The organism is Niveispirillum sp. BGYR6, from assembly GCF_027568365.1.
Classification (GTDB): Bacteria; Pseudomonadota; Alphaproteobacteria; order Azospirillales; family Azospirillaceae; genus Niveispirillum.
On sequence record NZ_JANLNL010000007.1, the window covers coordinates 103,632 to 117,792 of the forward strand.

The 14,161-nt window shown below is 64.1% G+C and carries 11 protein-coding genes; 9 read left to right on the top strand and 2 right to left on the bottom strand.

The genetic code is table 11. The features are described from left to right. Positions 1-93: 93 nt before the first annotated feature. From motA to PCJ49_RS15640, 5 genes are all read left to right on the top strand, one after another. On the top strand, positions 94-978 hold the full coding sequence (gene motA / locus PCJ49_RS15620) for a flagellar motor stator protein MotA (protein WP_269911735.1): 885 nt from the start codon (positions 94-96) through the stop codon (positions 976-978). A gap of 2 nt (positions 979-980) precedes the next feature. Next, positions 981-2,024: a flagellar motor protein MotB gene (locus PCJ49_RS15625; RefSeq protein ID WP_269911736.1), complete on the top strand. Its 1,044-nt coding sequence runs from the start codon at positions 981-983 to the stop codon at positions 2,022-2,024. Between the two features lie 142 nt (positions 2,025-2,166). Beyond that, entirely contained in the window at positions 2,167-3,462 is a 1,296-nt protein-coding gene (locus tag PCJ49_RS15630) for a flagellar hook protein FlgE (RefSeq protein WP_269911737.1), read from the top strand. Positions 3,463-3,493: 31 nt separating this feature from the next. Next, positions 3,494-4,960 carry a flagellar hook-associated protein FlgK gene (gene flgK / locus PCJ49_RS15635; RefSeq protein WP_269911738.1) on the top strand — a complete coding sequence of 489 codons (1,467 nt, stop codon included), beginning with the start codon at positions 3,494-3,496 and terminating at the stop codon, positions 4,958-4,960. Positions 4,961-4,963: 3 nt separating this feature from the next. After that, positions 4,964-6,031: a flagellin gene (locus PCJ49_RS15640; protein ID WP_269911739.1), complete on the top strand. Its 1,068-nt coding sequence runs from the start codon at positions 4,964-4,966 to the stop codon at positions 6,029-6,031. A gap of 292 nt (positions 6,032-6,323) precedes the next feature. On the opposite strand, the gene PCJ49_RS15645 is transcribed toward PCJ49_RS15640, so the two are convergent. Then, complete coding sequence (locus tag PCJ49_RS15645; protein ID WP_269911740.1) at positions 6,324-7,079, bottom strand: response regulator transcription factor; 756 nt, start codon at positions 7,077-7,079, stop codon at positions 6,324-6,326. A gap of 296 nt (positions 7,080-7,375) precedes the next feature. Here PCJ49_RS15645 and PCJ49_RS15650 point away from each other — a divergent pair, with 296 nt between their 5' ends. From PCJ49_RS15650 to PCJ49_RS15660, 3 genes are read left to right on the top strand one after another with little or no spacing between them, the layout of a single operon-like run. Continuing rightward, positions 7,376-8,473 carry a flagellar basal body P-ring protein FlgI gene (locus tag PCJ49_RS15650; RefSeq protein ID WP_269911877.1) on the top strand — a complete coding sequence of 366 codons (1,098 nt, stop codon included), beginning with the start codon at positions 7,376-7,378 and terminating at the stop codon, positions 8,471-8,473. Beyond that, a complete protein-coding gene (locus tag PCJ49_RS15655; RefSeq protein WP_269911741.1) occupies positions 8,473-8,781 on the top strand; it encodes a rod-binding protein in 309 nt (102 codons plus the stop codon). The genes PCJ49_RS15650 and PCJ49_RS15655 overlap by 1 nt, the downstream gene beginning before the upstream one ends. A 3-nt stretch (positions 8,782-8,784) precedes the next feature. Beyond that, on the top strand, positions 8,785-9,255 hold the full coding sequence (locus tag PCJ49_RS15660; RefSeq protein WP_269911742.1) for a hypothetical protein: 471 nt from the start codon (positions 8,785-8,787) through the stop codon (positions 9,253-9,255). Between the two features lie 4 nt (positions 9,256-9,259). Here the strand turns inward: PCJ49_RS15660 and PCJ49_RS15665 are convergent, their stop codons facing one another. Beyond that, positions 9,260-12,028, bottom strand: coding sequence for a hypothetical protein (locus PCJ49_RS15665; protein ID WP_269911743.1), 2,769 nt, complete (start codon positions 12,026-12,028; stop codon positions 9,260-9,262). Between the two features lie 144 nt (positions 12,029-12,172). Here PCJ49_RS15665 and PCJ49_RS15670 point away from each other — a divergent pair, with 144 nt between their 5' ends. Then, positions 12,173-14,137, top strand: a complete 1,965-nt coding sequence (locus PCJ49_RS15670) for a rhamnogalacturonan lyase (protein ID WP_269911744.1) — start codon at positions 12,173-12,175, stop codon at positions 14,135-14,137. Positions 14,138-14,161 lie beyond the last annotated feature (24 nt).

The window sequence follows — 14,161 nt, forward strand, 5'->3', positions numbered from 1 at the left end:
AGCGACACCCCCCGCAATCGAAAAGCTGGTTTAACCCGAAGCGGGCAGGATGGGCACAGTCAGGCCCCGCGGCCGAAGCCCGGAGATTCTCGGATGAACTTACTGATCGGCGCTGTCATCGTCTTTGCTTCTGTCCTGGGCGGCTTCATGGCCCTGGGCGGCCATCTGACTGTCCTGTGGCAACCGTTCGAGGCCATCATCATCTGCGGTGCCGCCTTCGGCGCCTTCGTCATCGCCAACCCGTGGGAGGTGATCAAGGATACCGGCGGTTCCGTCATCGCCATTTTCAAGGGCACGCGGCACAAGCGGTCCGATTATCTCGACCTGCTGTCCCTGCTCTACGCCATCCTGCGCACGGCCCGCACCAAGGGGCTGCTGGGGCTGGAAAAGGATATCGAACATCCCCAGGACAGCGCCCTGTTCCAGCAATTTCCCAAGGTGGTGGACCATAAGCGCGCGCTGCGCTTCATCACCGATTACCTGCGCCTGATGTCGCTGGGCGGCGACAAGGCGATGGAACTGGAAGTGCTGATGGATGAGGAGCTGCACACCATGTCCAAGGAATTCGGCCGCGCGCCGCGCGCCCTGCACACCATGGCAGAGGCCATGCCGGCGCTGGGCATCGTGGCGGCCGTGCTGGGCATGATCAAGGCCATGGGGGCCATTTCCGAACCGCCGGAATATCTGGGTAAGCTGATCGGCGGGGCCATGGTGGGCACCTTTCTGGGCGTGCTGCTCTCCTATGGGCTGGTCGGGCCGCTGGCCGCGGCCCTGAACCGGATGCGGGAAGATGAGCTGCGCTATTTCCACTGCATCAAGGCAGCACTGGTGGCCCATGTCGGCGGCTCCGCCCCGGCCGTGGCCATCGAACATGCCCGCAAGATGCTGCATAGCGAAGTGCAACCCACCTTCCACGAGGTGGAGGAAGTGACCAGCAACGCCACCCAGCGCCTGGGTGGCGAGCGCAAGGCGGCCTGATCATGGCAGGCCCCGGCAAGCGCGGAAGCGGCAATCATCACCCTGTCATTGTGCGCCGCAAATTCATGCATAGCGATTATGAGCCGCATAATGGCGGCTGGAAAATCGCCTATGCCGACTATGCCACCATGCTGATGGCCTTCTTCATGATGATGTGGCTGGTGAATATCACCACCGAATCACAGCGGGAGGGCATCGCCGATTATTTCAGCCCGATCAATGTCTCGGACAGTAATTCCGGCGCTGACGGCCAGCTTTCCGGCCGCAGCGTGGCGGAAAAGGGCAACCTGACCAGTTCGGTCGCCAGTGCCTGGGAAACCATCCCGGCCGCCCGCGTGCCGGCCCTGTCACCCCCCGGCCCCTCGCCGCAGATCGTGGAAGAAGGGGTGGGGGATGAGAAGGTGCGCAAGCCCGGTCTGGCCGGCGCCACCGGTGACATGACCCTGGGCGAAATCCCCGCCGGCAGCATTCCGGAAGGGGAGGCGATGGACCCGCTGCTGCGCGAACAACTGGCCAAGGTGGCGGCCGAGCAGGCCGCCTTCCAGCGGATTGAGGCAGAGGTGCGCACCGCCATGGCGGCGGCCGGCGATCTGGCCGGGCTGTCGGATAATCTGCTGTTCGAAATGACGCCGGAGGGCCTACGCATCCAGATCACCGACCAGCCGCATTTCGCCATGTTCGAGGTGGGGTCCACCCGCATGAATGATCGGGCGGATGCGCTGTTGCGCGTGGTGGCGGCAGCCCTGGTGCCGGTGCCCAACCGTATCGCCGTTTCCGGCCATACCGATGGTCGCGGCTTTTCCACCACGGCGCGCTATGGCAATTGGGAATTATCCTCCGATCGGGCCAATGCCGCCCGGCGCATCCTGTTCGCGGGCGGCATCCCTTCCACCCGCATGGCGCGGGTGGAGGGAATGGCCGACACGCTGCACCTGATCCCGGATAATCCCGGTGATCCCCGCAACCGTCGCATCAGCATCACCGTCCTGCGCCGCGTGCCGTTGCCGATGGGCATGAAGCCCGGCGCGGTGCCAACACCCCAATAGCACCCATGAACATCCCTCCGGGCAGAAGTCTGGTTGAAGGGGGCAGTCCCCATGGCACGCATCCGGCCCCGGCCGGCCCGACAGCGCCAGCCATCCCCAGAACAGGTTGCTTCAACCGCATCAAGCAGACTGGAGAAGAAAGATGACCATCTACAGCGCCATGAATTCCGGTGTTGCCGGTCTGGCCGCCCAGAGCACGAAGTTCGGTGCCATTTCCGACAATATCTCCAACTCCTCCACCATCGGCTATAAGCGCACTGATGTGCAGTTCGCCACCATGGTGACCAGCACCACCATCCCCGGTTCCTACTCGGCCGGCGGTCTGCAGACCGATGTGCGTTCGGAAACCACCATCCAGGGCACGGTGCAGAGCACCTCCACCTCCACCGACCTTGCCATTTCCGGCAGTGGCTTTTTCGTGGTCAGTTCCGCTGCCAACGCGGATGTCACCAAGGCGTCGGAAAAGCTGCTGACCCGTTCGGGCTCCTTCCGGGTGGATGAGCAGGGCAACCTGGTCAATGCGGCCGGTTATTTCCTGCAGGGCTGGGCCCTGGACAGCAACGGCAAGGTTATCGGCGGGGAGCCGTCGCGGACCAGCTTCACTACCTTGCAGACGGTCAACCTGGCGGACATTACTGGTATGGCCCAGGCGACCAACAACATAGAATTTTCCGCCAACCTGCCCGCCAGTGCCACCGGCCAGACACCGGCCGCCGGCTCTTTCTCCACTTCCATCGATTATTTCACCCCGCTGGGCTTCACCAAGCAGCTGACCCTGGAATGGCAGCCGTCCACGGTGGCCAACCAGTGGCGGCTGAACATCAAGGACAGTGCCGGTGCCAGTATCGGCTCTGTCAATATGGCCTTTTCCAACGGGATCGCCAGCACCCTGCCGGCGGGCACTCTGTCCAGCATGACCAGCGGCACGGCTGGGGTGACCGTGACCGGAGGTACCATCTCCCTATCGGTCGGCGGCCAGCCGATCACCATCAAGATGGGTGATATCGGGCGTACCGGCGGGCTGACCCAGTGGGGCGACCAGTATGTGCCCAGCAAGATCAGCAAGGACGGCGCCTCCTATGCTTCGCTGGATCGTGTGCAGGTGGGCAAGGATGGCATCATCACCGCCATCTATGGCAATGGCCTGCGCAAGCCCGTCTACCAGCTGCCGCTAGCGACCGTCATCAATGCCGACGGGCTGACCAGCGTGGCCGGCAATGCCTACAAGGTCAGCCGTGAATCGGGCGATATCTATCTCTGGGATTCCGGGTCGGGGTCGACCGGCACCATCAGTGGTGGGGCGCTGGAAGCCTCCAATGTCGATATCGCCAAGGAACTGACCAGTATCATTGAGACGCAGCGCGCCTATTCCTCCTGCGCTAAGATCATCAAGACGGCCGATGAGATGCTGGAACAGATCAGCATGTTGATGCGCTGATCCGGGGATTTGAAAAGGGGAGCCAGCCATCATGACCATCAGCGTGGCCCTGCAGAATGCCCTCAGCGGGATGCAGGCGAACCAGTCCCGATCTGCCGTCATTTCCCGCAACATCGCCAATGCCAGCACAGAGGGCTATACGCGCAAGCAGGCGGTGCTGACCTCGCTCACCATTGCCGGCGAAGGGCGGGGTGTCACGGTGGCCAGCGTGGAGCGGCAGCTCAACGCGTCCCTGGTGCGGGAAACCCGGGTTCAGTCATCCGCCTATCAGGCCCAGGCCGCCAAGGCGGAAATGCTGACGCTGTACACCAACAGCATCGGCCAGCCCGCCGATGCGCGTAGCATCAGCAGCAAATTGTCCGGTCTGGAACAGGCACTGGTCGGGCTGGAGGAACTGCCCGACAGTGCTGCCCAGCAACGCGCCGTGGTGGATGCTGCCGTCACCCTGGCCAAGGGGCTGAACAGTGCCAGCGATACCATCGCCGATATACGCCAGCAAGCCGACGCCGGCATCAATGACGGGGTGACCCAGGTCAACACCGCGTTGAAGCAGATGGAGGATTTGAACCGCCAGATCGGTATCCGTACAGGCGCCGGCCAGGATACCAGCGAGATGGAGGATCAGCGTGACCGGCTGCTGGATCAGGTCGCCTCCCTGATCGATATCCAATATTTCACCCGTGCCGGGAACGAGATGGTGGTGATGACCAGCAGCGGTGTCACCCTGCTGGATGAACGGGCCCGCACGCTGGAATTCACCGCCACCCCCATCATCGGGGCGCAGGCAGCCTATCCCGCCAGCCTGTCGGGCCTGAAGGTGGAAGGCGTGGATATCACACCGGGCAGCGGTTCGCCGCAGCGCATCGCCGGCGGCCGCGTTGCCGGCCTGTTTGCTGTCCGTGACGAGGCCATGCCGGAGGCACAGCGCCAGGTGGATGAGGTGGCCAGCGTGCTGACCAGCCTGTTCCAGTCCGCCGATGCCTCCGTCACCGGCACCGGCAGCAGTGCAACCGGCCTGTTCACCGATAATGGTCAGCCCCATGACCGGGCCGCCGGCACGGTGCTTGGCATGGCTGGTCGCATCGATGTCAATGAACGGGTGCTGCTGTCAGCCGGTGGCGACCCGTCGCGGGTGGTGACCGGCCTGCATGCCAGCGGCGGCGATATCGGCAATACCAAGCAGGTCGCCGCCTTCATCGGCACCTTCAGTACCCGGACCAGCTTCTCTGCCGCAGCCGGGCTGAGCACCAGCAACACCATCAAGAACTACGCCAATGCGGCCATCAGCCAGCAGCACACAACCCGCGCTGCGGCACAGAACAGCGCCACCGCGCTGAATGTGAAGCTGGAAACCGTGAAGGCCAGCCGGGAGGCGGCCGAAGGTGTGAATATTGAGGAAGAGCTGCAGGACTTGATGCTGCTGGAACGCAGCTTTGCCGCCAACGCCCAGATCATGCAGGCCGCCGGTCGCATGTTGGACAAGCTGCTGGAGATCTGACCCATGACCATGATCCGCGTTTCCACCCTCTCCATGGCCCGCCAGACGCGCAACAATGTGGCGCAGATGCAGGGCGAGATGATGAAGCTGCAGCAGGAACAGGCGTCCGGCACCAAGATGGATGTGGCCGGGGAGAATGGCAGCCGCACCGCCACCCTGATCAGCCTGCGCAACACGGTTGACGAGATCAACCAGTTCGACACCAACATGACCGGACAGGCGGCCCGCCTGTCCACCATGCAGGAAGCCCTGACCCAGGCCCGCACATCGGCACAGACAATTCGTGACCTGGCGCTGGCCGCGTCGGGCAGCCAGTCGCAGACCAGCAACGCCACCATCAAGGGGGCGGCAACCGATGCGATCAAGGCGATCACCAATATGCTGAACAGCAGCCAGTCCGGCCGCTTCCTGTTCGCGGGCACCCGCTTTGACCAGCAGCCCGTGCAGCAGCCCGATGCGGTGGCGGCGTCGGGCCTGTCCCCCAACGCCGCTGTTACCCAGGTGATCAACGCCTTTGGCGGCACCGCTGCACTGACCAGCCCCGCCCAGGTGGATGCGTTGATCGATGGGCCAAACGGTATCAGCGCCCTGTTCAATGATACCCGTGTGCCGGCGGCCGGCAATTATTCCAACACCTTCTTCAATGGCTCCACCACGCCCGTGGTGGGCCGGGTGGAAGGCAGTGTCACCATCACCTATAACGCGACGGCCGGCGACCAGAGCGTGCGCGACATGATGCAGGGCCTGTACATGCTCTCCGCCGTCCGGGCCGAAGATGTGCCGGACGAGGCCTATCAGCAGCTGGCCGGGCGGGCCATGAAGCTGATCAATTCCGGGCTGGAGAAGTTGACCCAGACGCAGAGCCTGCTGGGCCTGAACGAACAGACCGTGTCGAACACCCAGGAAAATCTGCGGGTTCAGAAGGGGCTGGTGAACAACCAGATCGTCAAGCTGGAGGAAGCCGACCCTTATGAATCATCCTTGCGGCTGACCGTCTTGAAGACCCAGCTGGAAGCCACCTTCTCCGTCACGGCAAGCCTGGGCAAGCTGTCGCTGATGAATTATCTGTAAGTGTTGGTCCGGAAGGTTATCGTACTTTTTGAAACCTTACCATCTCACCACCGTCATTCCCGCGCAGGCGGGAATCCATACGACAGCGCGGATTTTGGATTCCCGCCTGCGCGGGAATGACGGTTAGGTATTTGTAATAGAATAAGAAATTTACGAGCCCCCTAAACGGGCCGCAACACCCCACCTTTTCATCCGTGACGGAAAAAGGCCGCCCCCGGCAATTGCGGGAGCGGCGGCGCAAATAGCCAGAGCCTTGGACCTGCCTGGGCAGCGGGGAGGTGCCGCCGGCCCGTCAGGCCGCCGCACCCCCCATCAGGGCCATGGGAAAATCCTTGGCGGAGGCGGGCGTCAGCTCGCGGTCTTCATCGGCCGGGGCCTCGAACTTGTAACCGCGACCATAGACGGTCTCGATATATTTGTCGCCGCCGGTCGCCTCGGCGATCTTCTTGCGCAGCTTGCAAATATAAACGTCGATCACCTTGTCCAGCGGGTCGGAGCCGGACAGGGTATAGACCGATTCGTAAATCTTTTCCTTGGAAACCACCCGGCCGACATTCAGCGCCAGCACGCTGAAAATCGCATGTTCGCGGTGGGACAGGCGCAGGCGCTGGCCATCCACGCAGGGATCGCGCCCGTCCAGATAGACGGTCAGGCGGCCCACTGTCAGTTCCGGCGAGCTATGGCCATGGGTGCGGCGGCGCACGGCGTGCAGCCGGGCCTCGATCTCCTGCGGATTGATCGGCTTCACCAGCACATCGTCGGCCCCCGCCCGCAGATGCTGGATGGTGGAGTTGACGCAGCGATGGTCCAGCAGGCTGACGATGATCGCCTGGCCGACGATGGCCCGCAGCCGGGCGATGAAGCCGTCAGCGCCGCTGATGCCCCCGACCAGGATGGCGTCATGGTTTTCCATGCTGCCATCGCGTTCGGCCAGGAAACCCTCCGCCTCTGCCTGGGTCTGATGTTCGCAACGGACACCAACCCGCCCGATGGCCCGGGAAATTGCTCCCGCGATGGTTCGATCGTTCTCAATCAACAAGACGCGCATTACCCCACTCCTGCGTTCAAGTCCAAGCCCAAGGGAAGACTCAGTAGATTCTATTCGAGGAAAATTTATTATGATTTTTGTAGCGTTTTTGATTTGCTCTACTCTCAGAAACTCACCTGAAAGAGCAATGACTACCCACAAGGTCGTAGTCAAGTCGGGAATCAAAAATGTCTTAAAGCACCATTAACGCGAAGCCGACCTGAAAACCCGCTTTAACCCTGCGGGCCTATGGTTGGCATCCGATCGGGAATTTGCAGGGGAAGGCCATGGCTGAGCGCCATTACGTCCGCCGTTTCATGGCCATGGCGGCCTGTCTGTGGGCGCTTGCCCTGCCCATGGCGGCATCGGCCCAGATGCGCATCAAGGATTTGGTGGAGGTGGAAGGGGTGCGTGGCAACCAGTTGCTGGGCTATGGCCTGGTGGTGGGGCTGAACGGCACCGGCGACCGCTTGCAGAACTCCCCCTTCACACAGCAAAGTCTGGAAGGGATGCTGGAACGGCTGGGCGTGAACATCACCGGCTTGAATGTGAAAACACGCAATGTCGCCGCCGTGATGGTGACGGCGACATTGCCGCCCTTTCCCCGTCAAGGCACACGATTGGATGTGTCCATCTCCACCATGGGGGACGCGAAAAGCCTTTCGGGCGGCAACCTGATTGCCACGCCGCTGATGGGGGCCGATGGCAAGATCTATGCGGTGGCGCAGGGGCCGGTGGCAACGGCGGGCTATGCGGTGGAGGGGGCGGCGGCAAGCGTCACCAAGGGGGTGCCGACCTCCGGCCGCATCGCCAATGGCGCCATTGTCGAACGGGAGGTGGAGTTTGATCTGGACAGTCTCAGCCGGGTGCGGCTGACCCTGCGCAATCCCGATTTCTCCACCGCCAACCGCATCGCGGCGGCGGTGAACCAGACGTTGGGCGGCGGGACGGCGCGGTCCACCGATCCCGCCACCGTGGATATTACCGTGCCTGCCAATTACCAGGGCAATGTCGCCGGGCTGATGACCCGCATCGAAACCCTGCCCATCAAGCCCGATCAGGTGGCCCGCGTGGTGATCGATGAACAATCGGGCACCATCGTCATGGGTGAGAATGTGCGGATCAGCACGGTGGCCATCGCCCAGGGCAACCTGACCGTGCGGGTGGAGGAGACACCGCAAGTTTCCCAACCCGCACCCTTTGCCACCCAGGGTCAGACCACATTGGTACCGCGCACCCAGATCCAGGTGGATGAAGGCCAGGGCCAGCGGGTGAATGTGCTGGAAGGCGGGGCCTCGCTGCGCGATCTGGTCAATGGTCTCAACAAGCTGGGCGCCACGCCGCGTGACATCATCACCATGTTGCAGGCCATCAAGGCGGCGGGCGCCCTTCATGCCGAACTGGAGGTGATGTGATGCTGGATGCCGTGACCGCTCCCTTGCCGGCCGCCACCCCGCCCGCCACGCCGCCCGCTGCGGCCGGGGTGGACAAGGTGAACAGTGTTGCCCGCGAATTTGAGGCGATGATGCTGAATCAGGCGCTGCAATCCATGTTCGAAGGTGTGTCCACGGAAGGCGCTTTCGGGGGCGGTTATGCCGAAGAGGTCTATCGCGGGATGATGCTGGACGCCGTGGCCCGCTCCATCGCTGACGGCGGCGGGCTGGGCATCGCCCCCCAGGTGGCGGCCCAGATCGACGCCTATAACAAATCCAAGGAGTCCTGAGCCATGCGCGCTGAGGAAATGTCGCCCGATCTGCGCCTGCATCTGCTGGAGGCGCTGGAACTGCTGTCCCAGGTGCTGGAGGAGGAGACGGAGAAGGTCGCCCAAAGCCAGACCGAGGGGCTGGACCTCTATCTGGCGGCCAAGCGCCAGCTGTTCGAACGGCTGGGCCTGCTGCTGCGGCAGGCCCATCGGCCAGCATTGACGGTTTCCCCGTCAGCGGATACGGATGTGGACGATGAAGCGGCGGACGATCCGGCCCCGCCGGCGGCGCTGCGCGCGGCGGGTGACCGGCTGCGTGAGGCCATCGCCGCCAACCTGCGCACCCTGACGGCGGCGCAGGAGGCGGTGGCGGCGATCACGGGTCACATGGCCCGCATCGCCGCCCGCCAGCAGGCCGATGGTGTCTATGGCCGTCGCGGGGATGAGACCCGCCGCGCCATCCCCGGCTATGGACGGGTGGAACACCAATTGTGATCTATCACCCCTTCGTCCGATAGGCATCCGGCCCCAACTGGGCCGCCACCGCTTCCAGCCGGTCGCCCACCAGGGCCAGATTCTGGAAGGCGGCAAGGCCCCATTGGGCGGTGTTGTTGGTGGTCATGGCCGGGTTTTCATCCACCGGATGCAGCACGGCCGCCCCATCAATATGGGTCAGCGTCATGCCCAGCCCGTAACCGGCCTTGGCATGGCCGGTCAGGAATTCCTGCCAGGCCCGATCCGCCAGCTTCTGGTCACCCAGATGGTGCGCGGCATAGGCGGTCAGGCGGGAATGCGATTCGGTCAGGCCGCGCCCCTTCACATCCTTGCCCAGCTTGGCGCGCAGCTCCGCCGCGGGCGCATTATAGAAGGCGCAATATTCCAGCCAGGCCTTGCGATATTCCGGCGCATCCACCAGGGTCAGCAGCTCTGAATTGATCTCCACCGCGCCGAACACGGCGCTGAGATGGGAGACGCCGATCTGGTCGCCCGGGTCTTTGAAGGCGCCGGTCGCCATGTCGAACGGCGCTTCCCCGGCAAACCAGCCGCGCTGCATCCGGCCGATGCTGTTCATGCCGGTCAGGATGCGGTCACGCCAGCGCTTGTCGCCCGTGCGCTCCCATTCCACCAGCCACATGGCCAGGAAGGAACCCCAGGTCGTGCCAAAGCCCACCATCACTTCGGTCGGCGGCGGCTTGCCCAGCTTGCGGCTGATATCCACGCGGGTCAGCGTTTCCTCCGACCCCAGCAGGCTGCGCATCAGGTCGCCCACCCGTTCATCCCCGCCGCTGAGGAAATAGTAAATCCGGCGGTAAGCGGCGTTGGAGATGCGGGGCTGTTTGGAACTGTCGGCCCAATGCTGCACCCCATGGCGCGTGCCAAAGCCGCGATAGGGACCCAGGTGGCAGACATCCACTTCGCCAGTATGGCGGGTCATGGCCTCCGCCAGGCGGAACACATCGCCCCGCCCGGTGCGCAGAAAACTGTACCAGAGCCAGAGATCGGGCGAGAGTTCGGAATTGGCCCAGGCATAGCCGCCAATATCATAGCGCCATTCATGCCGGTCGGTATCATAGGTGTGCATCACGTCGCCGTAATGCCAGAACCCGTACCAGCGCCGCTGTTCCACCTGTCGCTGATACAGGTCCAGCAGGAAATCGGCCTGATCCTCGATCAGTGTGCGGGTAGGGGTGGAGCGGTCCACCAGCGCCCAGTCACCGAACACCGGCACGGCGTGCAGCCGTTCCGGCGGGCACATCAGTTGCGGGCGCTCCCGCACCGCTGCGGCCATCTGCACCAGCTTTTCCCGCGCCGGGGTGGCCGGCAGGGACCAGAAATGCAGCTCGCTGGTGCGGGCAATGCCATAGGGGCGGCCCCAGCCTTCCTCATAATCCTCATAGGTGATTTCCAGCGCTTCGCGTTCGGTCGGGTGGTCCTTGATCCCCATCCCGTCGTGATAGAAGCGCAGATCCATGGCCGGCGCGTCGGGTGACCAGAGCCAGACCGTCACCTCCGCCAGATCGCCATTGGCCCCCCGGATATCCAGGCGGGACGGGTGGCTTTCCCAGAAATGCGACAGGGCAAAGGCGGCCCCGCCGCCCGTACCACCGCCGACATAGCCCAGACCGGCAGCCCGCTGGCCGGATTGCGCGTTGATCCAGCCATGGCCGGGCTTGGTGCGCTTGGTGATGGCAAAACCATCGGCATTGGGCTGGGACAGGGTGAAATCACCCCAGCTGGGGATCAGCTCCAGCCGCTTGGAGACGGTTTCCGCCATGCCGGACAGGGCGGGGATGGGCTGGCCCGCAATCTGGGCGGCGCGATAATCCTTGCCGGGGTCGCGGCGCAGGCCCGTCAACGGGCGCACCGCCTCCCCCCACAGGCCGCCATCAAGCCCGGCAAAGCGGATATGCCGGTCGTGCGGCGCATCGGCCAGCGGCACGGATGCGCGCAGACCCAGGCCGCGGATGAAATCCTTATTCTCATCCCCATCGAAGATGAAGCTGTGCATCACCCGCACCGATTCGGCACCGGCCTGAAAATAAAGCCGCACGGTGAAGGGCAGCCAGTCGCGCACCCCATCGGCACCGGTGCCGCGATGGCTGCCTTCCAGCTTCACCACCGCGCGGATGGGGCCGGATTGTTCCACCGTCACCTTGCCGATGGCGCTGGTGAAATTGCGCTGGGTCAGGCTGCCGGTGTCGGACAGGTCCGGCTGATCCTGCGATATCGCCACCAGATGCAGGCCGCGCAGCACCTCCCGCCCGTCCACGCTGGCGCTGGCGATCAGTTGGCTGCCCTGTTTGGGAACCAGCCATTGCCGGGAACCGATGCTGATGGTGATGGCATCGGCCTTTTCCACCAGCTTCACCGGGCTGTCCGGGGTGGCGGGCTTGCCAGCCTGCATTTCATAGGTTTCAGCCGGGGTTTCCCCGGCGGGAATGCTATGGGCTGACCATTTCAGCGACCCGTCCGGCCAGGTGGCCAGCGGCCAGCTCTGCACCGGCACATCCCGGCCGCTGGCATCGCGCAGGCGGAAAGTTTGGCTGGGCTTATGGGCGCCCTGGGGCCAGGGCACGCCCCAGCTCTGGCCCAGATGCAGCGACGGGGCCTTGCCGTCGATCCAGCGCAGGCGGGTGTCCGGCGCCTTCTCCTTGGTCGCGGCCACGGCGCTGCCGGCCGTGCTGGCCAGGGTCAGGGCCGCCGTGGCCGTGGCACCAATGGCGCTGGCGCGCATGAAATCCCGCCGATTGGGCGTGCTGAAAGCCATTCCGCTTGCTCCCGTTTCCTGCCGCGTGCCACCGCCCTTATATGGGTGGTTTGTTCCATATTGTGATGTGATGTTTTCTATATTGGAATTTAATTGTCAGATCAATCAGCATATAATAGCCCAAAACCAGCCCAGGGAGTGGATATGAGAGTGCTTTCCCCCGCCAGCCGCGCGGTGATGCTGTGCATGGGATTGGCGACCGCCGCCGTGGCGCTGGCCGCCCCGGCGGTCCAGGCCGCCGCCCCCCGCCAGATGGAAAAGCTGGATCGCGGCATGGTGGCCGTGCCCGCCCAGGGCGGGGTGCTGGTGGGCTGGCGCCTGCTGGGCACCGACCCGGCCGATCTGGCCTTCAACCTCTACCGCGACGGGCGCAAACTGAATGGCAAGCCGCTGACCGGCCCCACCAGCTTTCTGGACAAGGGGGCCGATGGCGGCGGTACCTATACGCTGCGCCCGGTGCAGGGTGGGGCGGAACAGGCGGTGGCCGGCACAGCAACGGTGTGGCGGCAGGGCTACCTGACCATTCCGCTGCAACAGCCGCCGGGCGGCACCACCCCGACGGGGGAGGCCTATAGCTACAACGCCAATGATGCCAGCGTCGGCGACCTGGATGGCGATGGGCAATATGAGATCGTGCTGAAATGGGATCCCAGCAATTCCAAGGATAATGCCTTCAGCGGCTATACCGGGCCGGTGATCCTGGATGCCTATCGCCTGGATGGCACCCGGCTGTGGCGCATCGATATGGGCCGCAATATCCGCGCCGGCGCCCATTACACGCAGTTCCTGGTCTATGATTTCGATGGCGACGGCCGGGCCGAACTGGTGGCCCGCACCAGTGACGGCACGGTGGATGGCACCGGCCAGGTGATCGGCGATGCCAATGCCGATTGGCGCGGCCATGCCGGTGATGTGCCCCAGGCCGACCGCACAGGGGCGGAAACCAAGGCCGATGGCAGCAAGGTGGCCAAACTGGAAGGCCGTATCCTGAAAGGCCCGGAATATCTGACCGTGTTTGACGGGCGGACCGGCAAGGCGCTGGCCAGCCAGCCCTATCTGCCGGGCCGCGACGATGAAACCGACGCCCCCAGCCCGGAACGGATGACGCAGGTATGGGGCGATGGCTATGCCAACCGGTCTGACCGGTTCCTGGCCGGTGTGGCCTATCTGGATGGGGAACGGCCCAGCATCGTGATGGCGCGCGGCTATTACGCGCGCAGCACGCTGGCCGCCTGGGATTGGCGTGACGGCAAGCTGACCCAGCGCTGGTTCTTTGACAGTTCCGCCCCCGGCAATCAGGATTATGCCGGCCAGGGCAACCATCAGCTTGCCGTTGCCGATGTGGATGGCGATGGCAAGGATGAGATCATCTATGGCTCCATGGCCATCGATGATAATGGCAAGGGCCTGTGGTCGGCCAAGCTGTACCATGGCGACACGCTGCATGTCGGCGATCTGGACCCGCTGCATCCCGGCCTGGAACGGTTCGGCGTGCATGAGGTGCCCAGCCGCAATGGCGGCATCGGTGCCGCCATGCTGGATGCCGCCACCGGCAAGCTGCTGTGGAGCACGCCGACGGATCGGGATACCGGGCGCGGCGTGGCCTTCGATATCGATCCGCGCTCACCGGGGGCGGAGGCCTGGGCCAGCAATTCCCCGGCACTGTACAGCGCCCAGGGCTCCCTGATCGCCCCCAAACATCCCCGTCAGGTGAATTTCGGCATCTGGTGGGATGGCGACCTGCTGCGCGAGCTGCTGGATAAGGAGGAAATCGCCAAATGGGACTGGGGGAAGGGGGAGACCGTCACCCTGCTGGCGCCCCAGGGCGTGGCCTCCAACAATGGCACCAAGGCCAATCCCACGCTTTCCGCCGATATTCTGGGCGACTGGCGGGAAGAGGTGATTTGGCGCACCAAGGATAACAGCGCCTTGCGGATTTACACCACGCCCTGGCCCACCGATTACCGCTTCGTCACCCTGATGCATGATCCGGTCTATCGGCTGGGCGTGGCCTGGCAGAATGTTGCCTATAACCAGCCGCCCCATACCAGCTTCTTCTTAGGCCACGGCATGGCCCCGCCGCCGGCCCCCAATATCCGCACGCCGTAAGAGACGGGGAGGGGGGGCGGGAGA